Annotated in this window: 15 protein-coding genes and 1 tRNA gene; 12 read left to right on the plus strand and 4 right to left on the minus strand. The window is 62.6% G+C overall.

Translation table 11 applies throughout. The features are described 5' to 3' along the window. Position 1 precedes the first annotated feature (1 nt). From ISP15_RS05305 to ISP15_RS05345, 9 genes are all read left to right on the plus strand, one after another. Complete coding sequence (locus ISP15_RS05305) at positions 2 to 364, plus strand: response regulator (RefSeq protein WP_404545853.1); 363 nt, start codon at positions 2 to 4, stop codon at positions 362 to 364. 263 nt (positions 365 to 627) lie between these two features. Beyond that, on the plus strand, positions 628 to 2,592 hold the full coding sequence (locus ISP15_RS05310; RefSeq protein ID WP_404545855.1) for a chemotaxis protein CheA: 1,965 nt from the start codon (positions 628 to 630) through the stop codon (positions 2,590 to 2,592). Positions 2,593 to 3,051: 459 nt separating this feature from the next. After that, positions 3,052 to 3,558 carry a chemotaxis protein CheW gene (locus ISP15_RS05315; RefSeq protein WP_404545857.1) on the plus strand — a complete coding sequence of 169 codons (507 nt, stop codon included), beginning with the start codon at positions 3,052 to 3,054 and terminating at the stop codon, positions 3,556 to 3,558. A gap of 12 nt (positions 3,559 to 3,570) precedes the next feature. Beyond that, entirely contained in the window at positions 3,571 to 5,295 is a 1,725-nt protein-coding gene (locus tag ISP15_RS05320; RefSeq protein ID WP_404545859.1) for a methyl-accepting chemotaxis protein, read from the plus strand. Between the two features lie 275 nt (positions 5,296 to 5,570). Then, a complete protein-coding gene (locus ISP15_RS05325) occupies positions 5,571 to 6,449 on the plus strand; it encodes a CheR family methyltransferase (protein ID WP_404545861.1) in 879 nt (292 codons plus the stop codon). Continuing rightward, positions 6,446 to 7,102 carry a chemoreceptor glutamine deamidase CheD gene (gene cheD / locus ISP15_RS05330; RefSeq protein WP_404545862.1) on the plus strand — a complete coding sequence of 219 codons (657 nt, stop codon included), beginning with the start codon at positions 6,446 to 6,448 and terminating at the stop codon, positions 7,100 to 7,102. Before ISP15_RS05325 ends, cheD begins: the two co-directional genes overlap by 4 nt. Positions 7,103 to 7,185: 83 nt before the next feature. After that, the gene (locus ISP15_RS05335) at positions 7,186 to 8,283 is read left to right on the plus strand and encodes a protein-glutamate methylesterase/protein-glutamine glutaminase (protein WP_404545864.1); all 1,098 of its coding nucleotides are present in this window, start codon (positions 7,186 to 7,188) and stop codon (positions 8,281 to 8,283) included. 16 nt (positions 8,284 to 8,299) lie between these two features. Next, positions 8,300 to 9,484 (plus strand): methyl-accepting chemotaxis protein, encoded by a 1,185-nt coding sequence (locus ISP15_RS05340; RefSeq protein ID WP_404545866.1) that lies wholly within the window; start codon positions 8,300 to 8,302, stop codon positions 9,482 to 9,484. An 11-nt stretch (positions 9,485 to 9,495) separates the two neighbouring features. Further along, complete coding sequence (locus tag ISP15_RS05345) at positions 9,496 to 9,801, plus strand: STAS domain-containing protein (protein WP_404545868.1); 306 nt, start codon at positions 9,496 to 9,498, stop codon at positions 9,799 to 9,801. A gap of 472 nt (positions 9,802 to 10,273) precedes the next feature. Here the strand turns inward: ISP15_RS05345 and ISP15_RS05350 are convergent, their stop codons facing one another. Beyond that, positions 10,274 to 10,636, minus strand: coding sequence for a hypothetical protein (locus ISP15_RS05350; RefSeq protein WP_404545870.1), 363 nt, complete (start codon positions 10,634 to 10,636; stop codon positions 10,274 to 10,276). 177 nt (positions 10,637 to 10,813) lie between these two features. Beyond that, a complete protein-coding gene (locus tag ISP15_RS05355) occupies positions 10,814 to 11,458 on the minus strand; it encodes an outer membrane protein (protein WP_404545872.1) in 645 nt (214 codons plus the stop codon). A gap of 359 nt (positions 11,459 to 11,817) precedes the next feature. Between ISP15_RS05355 and ISP15_RS05360 the strand changes: the two genes are divergently transcribed. Next, complete coding sequence (locus ISP15_RS05360; protein ID WP_404545874.1) at positions 11,818 to 13,719, plus strand: M61 family metallopeptidase; 1,902 nt, start codon at positions 11,818 to 11,820, stop codon at positions 13,717 to 13,719. Positions 13,720 to 13,866: 147 nt separating this feature from the next. Further along, positions 13,867 to 13,943 (plus strand) — tRNA-Arg (locus tag ISP15_RS05365). A 512-nt stretch (positions 13,944 to 14,455) separates the two neighbouring features. On the opposite strand, the gene ISP15_RS05370 is transcribed toward ISP15_RS05365, so the two are convergent. Further along, positions 14,456 to 15,634 carry an acetyl-CoA C-acyltransferase family protein gene (locus tag ISP15_RS05370; RefSeq protein WP_404545875.1) on the minus strand — a complete coding sequence of 393 codons (1,179 nt, stop codon included), beginning with the start codon at positions 15,632 to 15,634 and terminating at the stop codon, positions 14,456 to 14,458. Positions 15,635 to 16,026: 392 nt separating this feature from the next. Beyond that, positions 16,027 to 16,917: an SDR family NAD(P)-dependent oxidoreductase gene (locus ISP15_RS05375; protein ID WP_404545877.1), complete on the minus strand. Its 891-nt coding sequence runs from the start codon at positions 16,915 to 16,917 to the stop codon at positions 16,027 to 16,029. Between the two features lie 192 nt (positions 16,918 to 17,109). Between ISP15_RS05375 and ISP15_RS05380 the strand changes: the two genes are divergently transcribed. Further along, positions 17,110 to 19,308, plus strand: a complete 2,199-nt coding sequence (locus ISP15_RS05380) for a TonB-dependent receptor (protein WP_404545879.1) — start codon at positions 17,110 to 17,112, stop codon at positions 19,306 to 19,308. Positions 19,309 to 19,316 lie beyond the last annotated feature (8 nt).

Consider the following 19,316-nt stretch of genomic DNA (forward strand, 5'->3'; position numbering starts at 1 on the left):
GATGGCAAAGATTCTTGCGGTGGACGATTCGGCTTCGATGCGCGGCATGGTGGCTTTCACGCTGCGCAGCGCGGGCTATGAAGTAAGCGAGGCGGAAAACGGCCAGCACGCGCTGGACACCGCGGCCGGCTCACGGTTCGACCTGGTGCTGGCCGACGTCAACATGCCGGTGATGGACGGCCTCAGCATGGTGCGCGAATTGCGCACGCGCGCCGAGTACAAAGGCGTGCCGATCCTGATGCTGACCACCGAATCCAATACGGACAAGAAGATGGAAGGCAAGGCGGCCGGCGCGACCGGCTGGCTGGTGAAGCCGTTCGATCCGGAACAGTTGCTGGCGACGGTCAAGCGCGTGCTCGGCTGAACTTCAGCCGGTTCCCTCTTCCTTCGGGGAGAGGGAAGCCAATTCCCTCTCCCCTCCAAGGAGTGGGAAGCCTCAAGCCAGTCCCCGCTCCCCCTTTGGGGAGCGGGTTAGGGTGAGGGGCCAACTTGCGAAAAACAGCATTCATGCCGGCGCTTTGATTTTCAGGCTTGAGGCAGCGCGCCCCTCACCCCAGCCCTCTCCTCCAGAGGGGAGAGGGAGAAAAGCATGGCCACGAGCATCCGGATTAATCCAGGACTTTTCCTATGAGCAGCGTCAACATCGCGCAATTCCACAAAGTCTTCTTCGAGGAAAGCCTCGAAGGGCTCGACGCCATGGAAGCGGCGCTGCTGGCGCTCGATGACGGCGGCGACGCCGAGCTGGTGCACAGCATTTTCCGTGCGGCGCATTCGATCAAGGGCGGCGCGGCCACGTTCGGTTTTCCGGAGATGGCCGCGTTTACGCACGAGGCCGAATCGCTGCTCGATCAGGTGCGCGATGGCCGTCGTGCGATCGACAAGCCGATCGTCGAGCTGATGTTGCGCACGGTCGACTGCCTGCGCGGCATGTTCGAGCGTGCGCAGAGCGGGCAGCCGCTGGCCGATGCGGGCAGCGAAAGCCTGAAACAGCAACTGTCAGCCGCCGCGGGACACGCTACGCCGGTCGTCGCCAAAGCCAGTGCCAAGCCGGCCGCTTCCGGCGGCTGGATCATTCAATTCCGGCCGCATGCCGGCATGCTGGCCGGCGGCAACGATCCGCTGCGCCTGCTGCGTGAATTGGCCGCGCTCGGCGAGCTGGCGGTCGAGGCGCAACTGGATCGTCTGCCTGCGCTGGACGCGCTCGATCCTGCCGAATGCCACCTGGGCTGGCGCATGCAACTGACCGGCGCGGTCAGCCGCGAGGCCATCGCGACGGTGTTCGAATGGGTCGAGGACGAGTGCGATTTGAGTATCGAACCGCTCGCCGCCGTTGCCCCGCCGCCGGCGCCGGTGGCCGCTCCCGCTCCCGCCAGCACGGCAGGCGTAGCGCGCAGCGCCACCGCCAGCAGCAACGACGCCGGTTCGGTGCGCGTGGGCATCGACAAGATCGATGGCCTGATCGACCTGGTCGGCGAACTGGTGATTACGCAGGCGATGCTCGATCAGTTCCGCGAGGATTTCGATCCATCGCGCCTGGCGCTGCTGCAGCAGGGCCTGGCCCATCTGGCGCGCCATACGCGCTCGCTGCAGGAAAGCGTGATGGGCATCCGCATGCTGCCGATCGGGTCGGTATTCAACCGTTTTCCGCGGCTGGTGCGCGATCTCAGCCAGAAGCTCGGCAAGCAGGTGAAGCTGGAGCTGGTTGGCGAGCACACCGAGCTGGACAAGACCGTGCTGGAGAAAATCGGCGATCCGCTGGTGCACCTGGTGCGCAATGCGATCGACCATGGCCTGGAAACGCCGGACAAGCGCCGCGCTGCCGGCAAGGGCGACATGGGCACGCTGCGCCTGGAAGCCTTCCATCGCGGCGGCTCCATCGTGGTGGAAATCGTGGACGACGGCGCCGGCCTGAATCGCGAGGCGATCGTGGCCAAGGCGCTGCAGAAAGGCTTGCTCAAGAGCGCCGAAGGCATCAGCGACGAAGCCGTCGGCGAGCTGATCTTCCAGCCGGGCTTTTCCACCGCCGCCGTTACCACCGACCTGTCCGGTCGCGGCGTCGGCATGGACGTGGTTCGCCGCAACGTGGTGGACCTGGGCGGCAACGTTTCCATCCAGAGCCGACCCGGCAAGGGCACGACCTTCACCATTACCTTGCCGCTCACGCTGGCCATCATCGACGGTTTGCGCGCGGCGGTGGGCGAGGAGTGCTACATCGTGCCGCTGGTGTCGATCGTGGAATCGATCCAGCTGCCCGCCGATGCGGTGCGCAGCATCACCGGCGGCGGCGAGCTGTTCCGCTTCCGTGGCGAATACCTGCCGATCGTGCGTCTGCACCAACAGTTCGGTTGCGCCAATGCGCGGCCGAACATCGAGGATGGCCTGGTCATCGTGGTGGAGGCGGACGGGAGCCAGGTCGGGTTGTTCGTCGACGAATTGATTGGCCAGCAGCAGGCGGTGGTGAAGTCGCTGGAAGCCAACTATCGCCGGGTCGAAGGCATCTCCGGCGCCACCATCCTGGCCGATGGTTCGGTCGCGCTGATCATCGACATCGCCGGCCTGATCCGCCTGCAGGCGCGGCGCAAGGCGGCATAAAAGCAACAGGCTTGCGGTTTTTGCTCCCCCTGCGGGGAAAGGAGGAAAAGCATGCCTCGCGGATTGTGCTCCCTCTCCCCTTCGGGGAGAGGGTTGGGGTGAGGGGTGTTCTTGCGATAAAGCTCCTTCAAAGCGCCGCTCCGCCCTGGCTCGGTCGCGAGGTTTCCCCTCACCTCGGTCCTCTCCCCGCAGGGGAGAGGAGGAAAAGCATGCCTCGCGGATGGGGCTCCCTCTCCCCTGCGGAGAGAGGGCTGGGGTGAGGGGTGGTTCTTGCAATAAAGCCTCCATCAAAGCGCTGCCACAGTTCGCTGCTTTCGCGAGATATCCCCGCCTTTCGCTCCATTGCGCAGGCGGGCAAAGGCAAAGAGCAAGCCCGGCGATAGCTCAAGTTTTCCCCCGAACCGCCGATCCATCTTCCGAACGGGAGCACCGTGTGGGGCTCCAATGACGAGGCGAAACATGTCTGACCAAGCCCGGGGCGAAGCGCTCCCCTCGCAATACCTCACCGTGAACCTCGCGCACGAGGAATACGGTATCGACATCCTGGCCGTGCGCGAGATCCGGGGCTGGACGCCGGTGACGCGCATTCCGCAATCGCCGCACTATGTGCTGGGCGTGCTGAACCTGCGCGGCGCGATCGTTCCGGTGATCGACCTGCGCCTGCGCTTCGGCCTCGCGCGCGAGGAATACAACGCGACCACCGTCACCGTGATCATCACCGTGGCCGGACGCCAGTTCGGCGTGGTGGTGGATGCCGTGTCCGACGTGCTCGACGTGGCTGGCAACGCGGTGCGACCGGTGCCGGACATGGGCACCACCGTGGATACCGAATATCTGAAAGGACTGACATCGGTCGGCGACCGCATGGTGTTGCTGCTCGACGCAGACAAGTTGCTGCAACCGCAGGACGCGCAAATGCTCGAAGCCGCCTTGAATGCGGTCGACGATGTGAAAGCCGTGGCCTGAAGGAACAAGACAATGAAATTGCGCTTCCCAAAATTCAAATTCAAATCGCTGTCGATCAAGGCCCGCCTGGTCTTGCTGGTCGGATTGCTCGGCGTCATGTTGCTGGCCGGCGCGGCGATCGGCCTGTACTCGATGTCACGGCAGAATGCCGGCACGCAACGCATCTACGAAGCGGAGCTGGTGCCGTCGCAGATCCTGGATGTGGTGCGTGCCGACTCGCTCAAATCCTTCCTTACCCTCAATGAGGCGGCCAGCCTGGTCGGCAAGCCTGACCAGGTGAAGCAGAAGATGGAGGAGTTCACGCGCTACCAGAACGAAATGAACGACTACAAGAAGCGCTTCGCCATGCTTCCGATGAGCCCGGCGGTGGCGGTCGCGGCCAAGGACTGGCACTCCACCGACAAAGACTACGAGCAGGCCAAGCAGGACGTGCTCGATGCCATCAAGCAGGCCGATACCGGCGCCGCCGATCTGGTCGAGATGGAACTGCGCCCGCTGCTGATGCAACGCCAGGACGCGCTGTCCAAGCTGGTGCAGGTACAGAGCGCCGAAGCCGGCCAGATTTTCCAGGACCAGGTCAAGAGTTACCAGCGCGTGCGCACGATTACCATCATCGCGCTGCTCGCTGGCCTGCTGTTCGCGCTGTTGCGCTCCGCGTTGCTGATCCGCTCGATCTCGCATGCGCTGAGCTATGCGATGAAAGTCGCCCATGGCATCGCCGACGGCAAGCTGGGCCATGACGTGCAGGTCAAGGGCAATGACGAGTTGGCCCAGTTGCTCGGCGCCTTGCGCACGATGGACTTGCGCCTGGTGGAGATCGTCGCCGAAGTGCGCCAGGGTTCCGATGCGGTGAGTACGGCCGCGCAGCAGATCGCGCGCGGCAACGACGACCTCAGCCAGCGCACGCAGGAACAGGCCTCGAGCCTGGAAGAAACCGCTTCGTCGATGGAGGAAATGACCTCGACCGTGAAGCAGAATGCGGAGAATGCCAGCCACGCCAATCAGCTGGCCCGCGGTGCGCGCGAGCAGGCCGAGCGCGGCGGCGAAGTGGCGGCGCAGGCGGTGACCGCCATGCGCGAGATCAACAGTTCCAGCCGCAAGATTTCCGACATTGTCAGCCTGATCGACGAGATCGCTTTCCAGACCAATCTGCTGGCGCTGAACGCGGCGGTGGAAGCGGCACGTGCCGGCGAGCAGGGCCGCGGTTTCGCCGTGGTCGCCACCGAAGTGCGCAACCTGGCGCAGCGCAGTGCTGGCGCGGCGAAGGAGATCAAGCTGCTGATCAACGACAGCGCGGACAAAGTGCGCGCCGGCTCGGAGCTGGTGGATCAATCCGGCAAGGCGCTGTCCGATATCGTCGATAGCGTGAAAAAAGTCACCGACATCGTGGCCGAGATCGCGGCTGCCAGCCAGGAACAATCGGCCGGCATCGACCAGGTCAACAACGCCGTGTCCCAGATGGACGAGATGACCCAGCAGAACGCCGCGCTGGTGGAAGAAGCATCCGCCGCCGCGCGCGCCATGCACGAACAGGCCGGCGAGCTGTCGCGCCAGGTGAACTTCTTCCGTCTTGGCGATGCAACAGCCGCGCCGGCATCCGCCAGGCCGAAGACAGCACAGATCCTGGCCGAGACCGAAGCTGTGTTCGCCGCGGTGCGTCAATCGGCGCCAGCGGCGAATAGCGGCCGCCGCGCGGCACCGGAGACGGTCGATAGCGGTGCCTGGAAGGAATTCTGAGCCAGGTTGTTTTCGTCCGCTGGTGTCATGGCTTGCGTCCTCCCCTGCCAGCAAGCAGGGGAGGACAGTTAATCACCAGGCGGCACGCAGCAAGCACACGCAGGCAATGCAGGAGCGCCGTGCAGGCGGTAGGGACACCCGCGCATCGCAAGCGATGCTTGGTCCCATGACTCTATGAGGTTTGTGTCGTGACTCTTCGCAACAGGTTCTCGTTCCGCACATTGATCGCAGCTTCCGCTGTCGGAACCGCCAACGGCCGGATGGCGGCCTGAACCATGGCGACGACCGCGCCCAGCGATTTCCAGGCAACCCCGGCGAGCGGCGGCAGTCCATTGCTCGGCGATGCCGAATTCCAGTTCCTGCGTGACTTTGTCTACCAGCATTGCGGCATTTCACTGAGCGAACAGAAGCGCCAGCTGGTACAAGGCCGCCTGCTGCGCCGATTGCGTGCGCTGGGACTGAGGGATTTCAGCGGTTATTGCGATGTATTGCGCCGGGATCCGGATGGCGAACTGGGCGACCTGGCCAGCGCGATCAGCACCAATGTCACATCGTTCTTCCGCGAGATGCATCACTACGACCTGCTGGTCGACGAACTGCTGCCGCGCTGGCTGGAAGCCAAAAAGAACGGCGGCCGCCTGCGCATCTGGTCCGCCGGCTGCTCCAGCGGCGAGGAACCTTACGCGCTGGCGATGGTGCTGGCCGAAGCGCTGGAGCGCACCGGCAGCAAGGTCGATGCACGCATCCTCGCTACCGATTTGTCGCCGCAAGCGTTGGAGCAGGCGCGTGCCGGCACGTATGCGCTCGAGCGCATGGGCGGCGTCAGCGAGGCGCGTCGCAATCGCTGGTTCTTGCGCGGCGAAGGCAGCTATGAAGGGCTCGCCTGCGTGCATCCGCGGCTGCGCGAACTGGTCACGATACAGCCGCTCAACCTGTTGCATGAGTGGCCGATGCGCGGTCCGTTCGACGCGATCTTCTGCCGCAACGTAGTGATCTATTTCGACAAGCCGACCAAGCAGCGGCTGTTCGATCGCTATGCCGGCTTGCTTGAGCAGGGCGGTTATCTGTTCCTTGGTCATTCCGAATCGATGTACGGCCTGAGCGATTCGTTCGAACTGGTCGGCCGTACCGTCTACCGGAAATGCGTTCCATGACCGCCCCTTTGCCAGGTATCGCCGTCGCGCCGAATACCGCAGCTCCTGTCTTGCCCGGTTTCGAGCATATGCGCCGCTTTTGGGATCCCACGCACGGCTGCATGACCGTCAAGGTGCTGCCTGGCGAGTTCTATGTCAGCGCGCAGGAAGAAATGGTCTCCACCGTGCTGGGTTCGTGCGTGTCGGCCTGCATCCGCGATAACGAGCGGGGTATCGGCGGCATGAATCATTTCATGTTGCCCGAGCCGCTGGGCGCCGAGCGCAACGATTGGTCGGCCGCGGTGGGCCGCGCGGCGCGCTATGGCAGCGATGCGATGGAGCAGCTGATCAACGCGATTCTCAAGGCGGGCGGCAAGCGCGAGTCGCTGACCGTGAAGATCTTCGGCGGCGGCCGGGTGCTGGCGCAGATGACCGACGTAGGCCAGCGCAATATCGCCTTCGTCAGGCGCTACCTGGAAACCGAAAGCCTGCCGCTGGTGGCGGCGGACGTCGGCGATATCTATCCGCGCCAGCTGCAGTATTTTCCTGCCAGCGGCCGGGTGCGGGTGCGCCAGCTGCGCAGCCAGCGCGACGCCGAACTGGCCGCCAGCGAGCAGCGGTACCTCAAGCGTTTGGCGAACGATCCGATAAAGGGAGAGGTGGAGCTTTTCTAGCGAGGCTGGGAAAGCGCCATTCGCGAAGCAGGTGCCACGGGCATTGGCTTCGGTCGAGGTTCATCAGGAAAGGTTAGGCATCCATGTCAAAAGTTCGCGTCCTGGTAGTCGACGATTCCGCGCTGGTGCGGAAGCTGTTGTCGGCCATGCTCGATTCCGATCCGGGCATCGAGGTGGTCGGCGTGGCTGCCGATCCGCTGATCGCGCGCGAAAAGATCAAGCAGCTCGATCCGGACGTGCTCACGCTGGACGTGGAAATGCCGCGCATGGACGGGCTGACGTTCCTCGAGAACCTGATGCGCCTGCGTCCGATGCCGGTGGTGATGGTGTCCTCGCTGACCGAGCGCGGCGCGGAAGTTACCTTGCGTGCGCTGGAAATCGGTGCGGTGGATTTTTTCACCAAGCCATCGAGCGACCTGGCCAACAGCTTTGCCGAGAGTGCGCAGGAAATCTGCGCGAAAGTAAAGCTGGCCGCGCTGACCCGGCCACGCGCTTATACACCGGTGCAGAAACTGGACGTGCCGCCGCGCCTTTCCGCCGACGCGGTGCTGCCGCGTTCGCAATCGGCGGGCACGCGCGGCAGCACGCGCATCATCGCAGTGGGCGCGTCCACCGGCGGCACCGAAGCGATTCGCGTGCTGCTGGAAGCGATGCCGCCGGATGCGCCGCCGATGGTGATCACCCAGCATATTCCCGCCGCTTTCAGCGGTCCCTTCGCGACGCGCATGAATCATTGCTCGGCCATGCGCGTGTGCGAGGCGCGCGATGGCCAGCCGATCCAGCCGGGCCATGCCTATATCGCGCCCGGCGGCGAACATCTGCTGGTGATGTGGGATGGCGCCAAGCATGTCTGCCGCCTGCATGACGGCCCGCAGGTCAATCGCCACAAACCCAGCGTCGACGTACTGTTCCGTTCCACCGCCGCCAGCATCGGCGCCGCCGCCATCGGTGTACTGCTCACCGGAATGGGCGACGATGGTGCGCGCGGCCTGCTCGAATTGCGCGAAAGCGGCGCGCCGACGCTGGTGCAGGACGAGGCCAGCTCGGTCGTGTGGGGCATGCCCGGCGCCGCCTGGAAGCTGGGCGCCGCCGATGAAAAATTGCCGCTCGAACGAATCGCCGCGCACCTGCTGGTGCTGGCGCAACAACCCATTGCCAGCGCACGACGCGCGGCATCCTGACGCACGGAACATCATTATGTCCGCCATCATCTTTCCATCCGCTCCGCGTCCCTTTGCAGGCATTGGCGCAAGCCTGCTCGCCCTGCTGCTGTGCCTGGCCTGGAATCCAGGCTGGATGGCGCCGGTGCTGGTCACTGCGCTGTGCGCCGTGTGGATCTTCGAATGCCGGCGCCTGGCGGTACCTGCCGTCGTGCTGGAAACCTCGCAGAGTCCCGACCACGAACCGGTGCGCGAAGCGCTGGAAGATGTACGTGGCGCGCTGGTCGACGAACTCGGCCACGCCTCGCGCGAACTGCACCAGGCGCTGGACCTGCTGCGCGATGCGGTTTCCGAATTGGGCGGCGGCTTCGATGGCTTGTCGCACAAGACCGGGATGCAGCAGTCGCTGTTGAAGCAGATCATCGACGTGCAGAACGGCGGGGTGTCGGTGCAGGACTTTGCCGCGCGTACCGGCGACCTGCTGGAACACTTCGTCGGCCTGATCGTGCAGCTGTCGCGCGAAAGCCTGCGCATCGTCTATCGCATCGACGGCATGTCCAAGGAAATGGATGCCGTGTTCGCACTGCTCAAGAACGTCAACACGATCGCCGAGGAAACCAACCTGCTGGCGCTCAACGCGGCGATCGAGGCCGCGCGCGCGGGCGAGGCGGGGCGCGGCTTTGCGGTGGTGGCCGGCGAGATCCGCAATCTGGCCAGCCATTCCAACCAGTTCAACGAGCAGATCGGCAGCCACGTCGAGCGCGCCCGCATTGCGATGGAACAGGTGCGCGGCTTGATCGGCGAGTTGGCGTCGCAGGACCTCAACGTGGCGTTGTCGGCCAAGGGCGATATCGATGCGATGATGGCGCACGTCACCGAAAGCGACGCGCGTACCAGCGCGGTGGCGGACCAGGTGGTGGAGATCAATCGCGGCCTGGGCAACGATGTATCCACCACCATCCGCTCGCTGCAGTTCGAGGACATCCTCAGCCAGTTGCTCAACCAGACGCGCACGCGGCTGGTCGAGTTGCAGGGCGTGGCTGCCGAGACCACGCGCGACATCGAGACACTGGCTTGCGAAACCGTCGATGTGCAGGTGCTGCGCCAGCATTCCGAGCGCGTGCGTGAGCGCCTGGCGGTGCAACGCGAGAAAGCCCGCATCCGTTCGCGCGGCCCTGCGCTGCAGAACACCATGGATGCCGGCGAGATCGAACTCTTCTAAGGAACGCTGTCATGAATCTCAACGTCCAGCACGATATCGAGCAGGATTGCCTGACCCTGCAGCTCGGCCAACATTTTGATTTCAGCGTGCATCGCCAGTTTCACGAGGCATGCCTGGGCGAGCGCAAGCCTTCGCGCAGCTACGTGATCGACCTGGGCGAAGTGGAAAGCATGGACAGCTCCGCGCTGGGCATGCTGTTGCTGCTGCGAGAACATGCCGGCGGCGATCGCGCGGAAATCCGCATCGTCAATGCGCACAGCGCATTGCGTGGCACCTTGCGCGTGGCCGGTTTCGACAAGCTCTTTACCCTGCACTGAAGCTTGCCTGCGCCTGTCTTCCTGTAGGGAGCGGCAGGGCGAATCATTGGCCTCATGCGAATCTCACGCGGCACGTGCTTTTGAGCAATCGTGTCGGCGTTTTCGTGCGTATCTACCTTTGCCGTGGGTTGGCGTTGAGTCGCCTTCGTGCCGCGCACGGACGCGCGATTGCCGCGCAGGCGTGCGTCCCTAACTTGAGGCGAAAGCAGCTTTGGACTGGCGCGCTTGGCGGCTGATGAGGCGTCCGCGCCAGCGCGGATGAACGGCGACATCTATATCAAGGATGCGCGCGACACGACCGTGTGGTGCATGGACGATTCGCGCACGAAGCGCAACGATCGCCTCATAAGGGATGATTGGTGCCGAAGTGCAAAGGCCATGACATCGGCGAACTGGCCGGACTGCCCAAAAAAAGGCCGGCGGACATGGGCATGCCGCCGGCAGGTTCACACACGCATTTGGAAAAGCCGGATTACCAGGCGCGGACGCCGACCACGGTAAGGGAATAGTTCTGCATGTCCGACTGGTAATGCAGCAGGCGGCCCATATCGAAATCGACCGATTGGCCAGGGCTGATATTGGTGGTGCCAGCGGGCCAGCCTTGCTTGGATACCAGCACGTTGCCGGAGCCGTCCTTTGCATCCAGGCGCACCTGGGCGGCAGCTGCCGACGTACAGTTGTTGACCAATTTGCCTTTCACGCTCAGGCGCGTCGCGATGCCAGAGCCGACGGCGCTGACCTTGACGTCCTGGATCGCGAAATCGGTGGCTGCGCAGGCCGCATGAGCGGCGATGGGGGCGACCATCAGCACGGTCGCGGCAAGCAGAGTTTTCATATATCAGGTCCTTAGGCCGGGAGCGCCACGAAAGAGCGGCTTGCGGTACCTATCGGCCGGAATCGGAAGGACTTTAGGTTTGAGGCGGACGGATGCCCCGTTTACCGGTTGGGCATAAAAAAATCCCCCGGATGACTCCGGGGGATTCTTCTCGACAGACATGTATATCGCGCTTGCTTAGAAGCGGTATTCCACCGAGGCGGAGTACGCGGCGATATTGGTGCGGGTGTGGCCCACGCCCACGTAGTCTGTGCTGGTGCCGTTGCCGGCCTGCAGGCGGTAGTCATCGTAGTTCAGGCCCACGCTGACGTTCTTGGTAACGTCGTAGCCAACGCCCACACCGGCGTAGAGGCCATTGTTCCAGGTCTTGTAGCGGTTCTCGCCATCACCGGCGGTATAGGCCAGCTCGGTGCGCGAACGCAGGTAACCGGCGTGGGCGGTCACGAACCAGCCCTGGTAGAAGTTGTACTTGGCGTTCAGGCCAATCGTGGCGGCCTGCGGCTTGGCCGAGAACGAACCAAAACCGTTACCGACGTCGGCCTTGGGCCGGCCGAGGTATACGTAGCCGAGTTCCGGTCCGATGATGCCATTCCAGCGCCAGCCGAAGCGGACGTTCTGGAACACGCTGTTGTTGTGCGACAGGTCGCTGGTGCGAGCCTGGGTCTGGCCCAGGTTGCCGGCAACGAAGAAATTGTCCTGCCAGTTGGGGTTGACGTTGGCGCCGTAGGTGGCGGTGCTGGTGTCGTCCGCATGGGCGGCCTGGCTCAGCACGGGTGACAGGGCAAGGGCGGCCACGGCGGCCGAGAGGGCTAGCTTATTCATGGGGAAACTCCGTGTCTTTCTTATTGGCCGACACAGTGATGGGGAGGTCACTGCGCGGATCGCGCGGGGTTACGCGATGTAACGACATTGTAACATCTGTCTTACTCCAAACTTTCCGCAACCTTCCGCATGGAAGCTACTGTTCAGCTTTAACAAACAGCAGCAGGCGCGCGATCTGCCGGGAAAAGTGAGGAATTCGTTAGATGGGGCCACGGCGCGCCAGCACAAGAGCACCGATGGAATCCGTTCAGCCTGTGACCTCTGGCAGGGGAGCTCGGTGCATGCAGGTGGCTAGCATCGAAGGCTCACGCCGCGTTTACACGTTGAGCACGGCCGCTTGCCGCACCAGGAGATACCCCTTGAAACGCCACCCGCTTGCTGCTGCCATCCTTGCCACCGTGCTGGGATGCACCGCTTTTGCCGTTTATGCCGATGACGTGCCTGCCCCGCAGAACGTTCCCTACAGCGCAGGGACGCTGAAGATCGATGTCGATGCCACCGATCTCGCCCATCGCGTGTTCCGCGTGCACGAAGTGGTGCCGGCGGCGCCAGGTCCGCTTACCTTGCTGTATCCGCAATGGATTCCCGGCAATCATTCGCCGACCGGCCCGATCGACAAGTTCGCCGGCCTGGTGGTGAAGGCCAATGGCCAGACGCTGCCGTGGAAGCGCGACGAATACAACGTCTATGCATTCCACGTGGATGTGCCGCAGGGCGCCAACGCGGTAGAGGTCGAGTTCCAGTACCTGTCGCCGCAGGACACCCGCCAGGGTCGCGTGGTGATGACGCCGGAAATGCTCAATCTGCAATGGAATACGGTATCGCTGTACCCGGCCGGCTACTACGCGCGCCAGATCCAGGCCGACCCCAGCGTGAAGCTGCCGGCCGGTTGGCAATTCGGCTCGGCACTGGACGTAGCCTCGCAGGATGGCGACACCGTGCACTTCAAGCCGATCAACTATGACGACCTGGTCGATTCGCCGATCTACGCCGGCAAGTATTTCAAGCGCGTCGATCTCGATCCGGGCGCGAGCACGCCCGTGCACATGGACATCGTCGCGGACGATCCGAAGTTCCTGGAGATCACCCCGGAGCAGCTGAAGATTCATCGCGCACTGATCCAGCAGATGTACAAGCTCTACGGCGCGCACCATTACAACCACTACGACTTCCTGTTCTCGCTCAGCGACAAGATGAGCGGCAACGGCCTGGAACATCACCGTTCCAGCGAAGACGGCACACCGACCGGCTATTTCACCGAATGGGACAAGAGCTGGATCATGCGCGACCTGCTGTCGCATGAATTCAATCATTCCTGGGACGGCAAGTATCGGCGCGGCGCAGACCTCGCCACCCCGAGCTTCAACGTGCCGATGGGCGACTCGCTGCTGTGGGTGTACGAAGGCCAGACGCAGTTCTGGGGTCAGGTGATGGCTGCGCGTTCGGGCCTGTGGAACGGCGACCAGTACCACGAAATGATCGCCGCGGTCGCCGCCAGCTACGACAAGGGCCGGCCTGGCCTGGCCAGCTGGCGCAACGTGCAGGACACCACCAACGATCCCACCATCGCCCAGCGGCGCCCGCTGCCTTATCGCAATTACCAGGCGAGCGAGGATTACTACTCCGCCGGTGAAATGATCTGGCTGGACGTGGATGGCAAGCTGCGCGAACTCACCGGCAACAAGAAGAGTATCGACGATTTCGGCAAGGCCTTCTTCGGCGTGAACCCCGGCGCATGGGATGTCGATACCTACACGTTCGAAGACGTGGTCAAGACGCTCAACGACATCGCCCCGTATGACTGGGCGAGCTACCTGCGCAAGCGCCTTGACGGCCATGGCGGATTGACCGGAGGTTTGGAAGCGCACGGCTGGAAACTGGTCTACAACGACAAGCCGTCCGACGCGATCAAGGCCGCCGAAGCCTTCCGCCATACCGCCGATCTCACCTATTCATTGGGCGTGTCGGTAGGCAAGGAAGGCGCCATCTCCGATGTGCTGTGGGATGGTCCCGCGTTCAATGCCGGTATCTCGCCGGGCATGACGATCGTGGCCGTCGATGGCCGCAGCTACGATCCGGACGCCCTGAAGAGCGCGGTCACGGCTGCCAAGGACAGCAGCCAGCCGATCGAGCTGCTGGTGAAGAATTTCGACGAGTACAAGACCGTGCGCATCGACTATCACGGCGGCCTGAAGTATCCGCACCTGGAGCGCGATACCAGCAAGCCGGACACCTTGACCCAACTGATCAAGGCTCGCTGACAAACCGCATCCCGCTCCCTGCCGGGGAGCGGGATGCCGCGAGGGCGCGCTCGCGACCAGCCGTGGGCGTGTGCTCTCATCTCCGCTATACTCGCCCCTCGCCCTGGCGCGCATCCTCGGATCGCCTTCAGCCAGTGCGCATACCAGGCGCCCGTAGCTCAGCCGGATAGAGTAGTGGCTTCCGAAGCCATTGGTCGGGGGTTCGAATCCCTCCGGGCGCGCCAATTGATGGTCATCGATGCAAGGTAAGTCCAGAAACCTCGAAAAAATCGGGGTTTTTTATTGCTTTTTATCCGTCCCTGTCCGGGGGATCCATTGAAATCCAGGCAATCTGGGGCGCATGTGGGGGCATCCTGAGCCTCTCTTCTGAGAGACGCCCCAAAATCCTTGAGTGATGTCGCTATACGCAAAGCGCACCAGCCGGCCTTTGAGTTGTTTGATGGTGGCGGTTTGTACTTCGAAATCTTGCCAACGGGGGAGTGAACTTTGGCGTTGGAAGTATCGCTTTGCCGGAAAAGAAAAGAGGTCCGCCTTGGGCTCATGGTTGTCCTCCACCTGCGATACCGATGATTGGATTTCCGCGTCGCCATCATGGTGGTTGGCATAGATCCTGGCTATCGGTCTGCCTCGGGTGTTCGACTCGAGCCCTCCGCGCACACGAATGTCTCGCAGATGGGTGTTCGACGATGTCATTAGTGACTGACGATGGCCGCGACGACTTTGATAAGGCGCCGGATCACGTTCGTTCGAAGATAGCGGCGATCCCCTGACCGCCGCCGATGCACATAGTCGCGAGTCCGTAGCGGCCACCGGTGCGTTGTAACTCATGCACCAGCTTGACGGTGATGATCGCACCGGTCGCTCCGACCGGATGACCCAGCGCAATGCCGCTCCCGTTGGGGTTGACCTTGGCAAGGTCCAGGCCCAGTTCTCTGGAAACGGCACATGCCTGGGCGGCGAAGGCCTCGTTAGACTCGATCACGTCAAGATCGTCGATCGACAGGCCCGCACGCGCCAGCGCCATGCGCGTGGCCGGCACCGGCCCCATGCCCATGTACAGCGGCTCCACGCCGGCGTGCGCATAGGCGACCAGCCGGGCGAGTGGTCGCAAGTCGTGCCGCCTGACAATTTCGCCGGTAGCCAGCACGACCGAGGCGGCACCATCGTTAATGCCCGATGCGTTACCGGCGGTGACCGTTCCGTCGGGCTTGAATGCTGGTCGCAGCGAGGCCAAATCGTTCGGCAAGAGGTCGGTGCGGACGTGTTCGTCGGTCTTGAAAAATATCTCCTTGCCGCGCCTGCCCACCTTCACCGGAACGATCTGGCCATCGAAACGGCCATCGACGATGGCGGCGGTGGCGCGACGGTGGCTTTCGATGGCGGCCTCATCCTGCTGGATGCGGTCGACCCCATAGCGTTCGGCGATGTTTTCCGCCGTGACGCCCATCAGTATCTGATTGAAGGGGTCGGTGAGGGCGCCGTTGAGCGCGTCCACTAACATCGCATCGCCGAGCTTACGGCCCCAGCGATGGGTGGGTACGTGGAACGGCGCCCGGCTCATCGATTCCGCGCCGCCAGCCAGCGCCGCCGTGCAATCACCGAGCATCAGCGACTGCGCCGCCGAGATGATGGCCTGAAGGCCGGAGCCGCACAGCCGGTTGACGGTCAGTGCGGGTGTCTGGACCGGAAGGCCGGATTTGATGCCGATGACGCGGGCGAGGTAAGCGTCGCGGGGCTCGCTTGGAATGACCTGCCCGAAGACCGAGTGCCCGATCTCGTCCATGGGGATGCCTGTGCGTGCGATCGCCTCCCTGGCGGTCGCGACGCCGAGCTCCGAAGGTGGTGTGTCCTTGAGTGAGCCACCAAATGCGCCGATGGCAGTGCGTACACCGGAGACGATGAATACGTCGGTCATGTCATTGGTCCTCAAGGGTGGGAGTCATCGGGCGGCGTCAATGCCAGGAGGTTGTTGTGTGCGCCTACTTGATCGAGCCATAGGCTGGCCTTGGGCAATTCGTGTTCGAAGCAATAGCACGCGCGGACCGGCGCCGGCATCGAGACCATCCATGCCCGCACCGGCGGAAAGAACCGGGCACTGTCGATGGTGATGACCGTATGGATGCCGGATTCCTCGCTGATCGCGAATAACTCCAGGTCAGTTCGGCGGCCATTTCGCGTCCGCGTTGACGGGCGATGAGCACCGCGTCGGGTTCGTCTTCGCGGCATGGCCATCGTCCGGAATCCGGCTGAGGCTTGGTGAGGCATGGGTCGATGGATGAGACAGGACGAGGTGCCGACAGGGAACGGTCAGGTTGCTGTCGTTTCGGTCATGAAGAAACCGGCCTTCTTCAATTCGTGACGGCTTTGGTCGAAGCCCTGGGCCGGCACGAACTCGCCTTGTCGATCCGTAACCTTCGCCCATTGGGCAAGCAGGTCGTCGGCCGAAGCGGGTTGCTGGGGAAGGTAGACGCCTTGCGTCAAGGTAATGTTCGCCAGCTCAAAACCGCCGCCGCCGGCACAGACGATCGCGCGCGTCGGTGCGTGTTCTGAAACCAGCGCCAGCACCGCCGGGCTGACCAGCTCAGGCCGCAGCATCGCCAGCTGTGCCTGTGGAAGGATGTCTTCCATCATTTGCGTGGCGGCAGTGGGCGCGATGCAGTTGACGCGGATGTCGTACTTTACGCCTTCGAGCGCCAGCGTCTGCATCAAGCCTACCAGTCCCATCTTCGCGGCAGCGTAGTTCGCCTGGCCGAAATTGCCGTAGAGGCCGGAGGATGAAGTGGTCATGACGATGCGGCCGTAACCTTGCGCGCGCATCGTTTCCCAGACAGCCTTGGTGCAGTTGGCCGCGCCCATCAGATGGACTTCGATCACCAGACGAAAGTCGTCGAGGCTCATCTTGGCGAATGACTTGTCGCGCAGGATGCCGGCGTTATTGACCAGGATGTCGATCCGGCCCCAGTTAGTCAGCGTCGACTCGACCATCTGCTGCACGAACGCCAAATCGGAGACCGAGCCACGGGCCGCGCGCGCCGTGCCGCCGGCGTCGTTGATCTCGTTGGCCACGGATTCGGCGCCATCACCCAAATCGTTGACCACTACCTGTGCCCCGTGTTGGGCGAGCAACAGCGCATGACAGCGGCCCAAGCCGGCACCTGCGCCGGTCACGATCGCTACGCGACCTTTCAAATCGATCACCATCGCCTCCTGATTGATGCCGCCAGGTGCGGCGAGCGAAGGCTAGCATCCGGAAAATCAATGGTAAAGATATTCACTAAGACAATAATTAATATTGACACTACGTAAAAAACCGTGCCAAATGCCGGTCGGGGGGAACACGTCGAACCATAACGACGCCCCATCCAGATTGATTCCTTGGGGAGAAGGATGATGAAAAAGCATGTTTGGGATAACCGCGCGCGCTACCTGGGGCTGCTATTGGCCCTGCCGTACTGCGCGCTGGCACAGGCGCAGACGCAGCCCGCTGCAGCGCCATCCGCCACCGATCAGACGACGCAAAAATCCAAGCCCTCCAAGGGCGTGACCAATTTGAAGGCGGTCACCGTCACGGCGGAGCGACGGGACAAGCCCTTGCAGACCTCGCCGGTCGCGGCAACGGTGTTGTCGGGCGACGACCTGTCCAAGATGGGCGTCAATGTGGTCGATCAACTGCAGTTTGCGAGTCCGTCGGCCACCGTGAACAACTTCGGCCAGGGTATCGATTTCGATATCCGCGGTATCGGCAAGGCCGAGAACAACACACAAACAACCACGGGTGTCATTACCTACCGCGATGGTGTGGCGACCTTCCCCGGCTACTTCACCGAGGAGCCTTATTACGACATTGCGTCGGTGCAGATCCTGCGTGGTCCGCAAGGCACGTTCGGTGGTCAGAACGCCATCGGTGGCGCTGTACTGGTCAACTCGAATGACCCGGTTATCAACGGTGGCTATCACGGCTACGCGCAGGCGCAGGTCGGTAACTACGGCGACGTGGGTCTGCAAGCGGCGATCAATCTGCCGATCAGCAACACCCTGGCCGCGCGCATTGCCGTCGACAGCGATAATCGCGACAGCTTCTGGAACATCAAGGGTCCGTACACCGGCTCCAATGCTCGGCAGCGCGACCGCAGTATCCGCCTCGGCCTGCTTTGGCAACCCATCGAAAACTTGTCGGTGTTGTTCAAGACCGACTACGACCATCTCGATATGGGCGCCTATCCGGCCGATCCGGTAAATTCGCCCAATAATCCGTTCGATATCACCGCGAACGCGGATCTGATGGCGCTGGATCGCTTCATGCGCTCGGTGCTGAAGATCGATTACAAGTTCGCCAACGGTGTCGACCTGCGCGCAATCTCCGGTTACCAGCACGGCAATACCAGCTATCGCACCGATCTGGATGGTACGGACCTGGGCGACGAGACATTCCGCGACTCGGTCAATGAGACGATTTACTCGCAAGAGATCAATCTGATTTCGCCGGATAGCGGCTGGTTCACCTGGATCCTCGGCGCTTACTGGCAGCGGGACACTTACGATTTCCTGCCCGGTCAATATTTGATCGGCTTGCCGGCAGGCAATCCGGCCACCGAATACACGCTGCAAGGAACCAATCCGAAAACCAATGAGGCGGCGTTCGGCCAGGTGACCTTCCAGCTTGCCGATCCGCTCAAGCTCGATATCGGCGGACGTTTTTCCAAGAGCACCACCTCGAATGACGTTTCAGTTGTGCAGTATGGCCTGCCATTGCTAGATCAGCAGTCTGCCAGTTATACGAACTTCTCCGGCAAGGTGTCGCTCGACTACACCTTGAACGATCGCAACTTCCTCTACGCCTTCGTCGCCACCGGTTTTCGTCCGGGCGGCCTGAATGTTCCGGTCGGCCTGGGCATCCCGGCGCCGTTTAAGGCGGAGAAGGTGATCAACCAGGAAATCGGCTGGAAGGCGCAATGGTTGGGCGGCCATCTGCGTACGCAGGTCGATGCGTATCACAACAACTACGAAAACTTTCAGGTGACCATCGGCTATCCGGACAATCCCACGTTCGGCATCGAAATGAATACACCCAACCTCACCAAGATCTACGGATTCGAATCCTCGGCGCAGTTGGTGTTCGGCAACTGGTCGTTGAATGGAAATCTCGGTTGGATGCATAGCGAGCTGGGCTTGTTCTACGCCACCGATCCGCGAATTATCGCCGAAGCGTCGTGCAACCCGATGACGGGGCCAGCCAGCGCCAGTTGCTTCAATCTCGCGGGACATGAGCAGACCTATGCCCCGAACCTGACCTACAACATCAGCCTCGAGCGTGTCTTCAATATTGGCAACGACAGCATCACGCCACGCCTCAGCTATGCGCACATCTCGCCACAGTGGGCCACGTTGTTCGAGAACGAGTTGCTCGGCGATCGTCTGCAAAGCCGCAACCTTCTGGGTGCGCAGATCGACTGGAGTCACGGTGACTTCCTGACGACGCTGTATGGCTCGAACCTGACCAACCAGCGCTACATCGCAGCCATCAACTCGAACCTGCGCTTTGCCGGTGCGCCACGTCAGTTCGGTGTACGTGTCACGAAATATTTCTGATTGACGCG

Source organism: Dyella jejuensis (genome assembly GCF_044904675.1).
GTDB lineage: Bacteria > Pseudomonadota > Gammaproteobacteria > Xanthomonadales > Rhodanobacteraceae > Dyella_B > Dyella_B jejuensis.

Excerpts from the sequence above, each read along its gene's own strand:
- ISP15_RS05305 (WP_404545853.1), top strand. The coding sequence starts at position 2 with ATGGCAAAGATTCTTGCGGTGGACGATTCGGCTTCGATGCGCGGCATG.
- ISP15_RS05310 (WP_404545855.1), top strand. The coding sequence starts at position 628 with ATGAGCAGCGTCAACATCGCGCAATTCCACAAAGTCTTCTTCGAGGAA.
- ISP15_RS05315 (WP_404545857.1), top strand. The coding sequence starts at position 3,052 with ATGTCTGACCAAGCCCGGGGCGAAGCGCTCCCCTCGCAATACCTCACC.
- ISP15_RS05320 (WP_404545859.1), top strand. The coding sequence starts at position 3,571 with ATGAAATTGCGCTTCCCAAAATTCAAATTCAAATCGCTGTCGATCAAG.
- ISP15_RS05325 (WP_404545861.1), top strand. The coding sequence starts at position 5,571 with ATGGCGACGACCGCGCCCAGCGATTTCCAGGCAACCCCGGCGAGCGGC.
- cheD (WP_404545862.1), top strand. The coding sequence starts at position 6,446 with ATGACCGCCCCTTTGCCAGGTATCGCCGTCGCGCCGAATACCGCAGCT.
- ISP15_RS05335 (WP_404545864.1), top strand. The coding sequence starts at position 7,186 with ATGTCAAAAGTTCGCGTCCTGGTAGTCGACGATTCCGCGCTGGTGCGG.
- ISP15_RS05340 (WP_404545866.1), top strand. The coding sequence starts at position 8,300 with ATGTCCGCCATCATCTTTCCATCCGCTCCGCGTCCCTTTGCAGGCATT.
- ISP15_RS05345 (WP_404545868.1), top strand. The coding sequence starts at position 9,496 with ATGAATCTCAACGTCCAGCACGATATCGAGCAGGATTGCCTGACCCTG.
- ISP15_RS05350 (WP_404545870.1), bottom strand. The coding sequence starts at position 10,636 with ATGAAAACTCTGCTTGCCGCGACCGTGCTGATGGTCGCCCCCATCGCC.
- ISP15_RS05355 (WP_404545872.1), bottom strand. The coding sequence starts at position 11,458 with ATGAATAAGCTAGCCCTCTCGGCCGCCGTGGCCGCCCTTGCCCTGTCA.
- ISP15_RS05370 (WP_404545875.1), bottom strand. The coding sequence starts at position 15,634 with ATGACCGACGTATTCATCGTCTCCGGTGTACGCACTGCCATCGGCGCA.
- ISP15_RS05380 (WP_404545879.1), top strand. The coding sequence starts at position 17,110 with ATGAAAAAGCATGTTTGGGATAACCGCGCGCGCTACCTGGGGCTGCTA.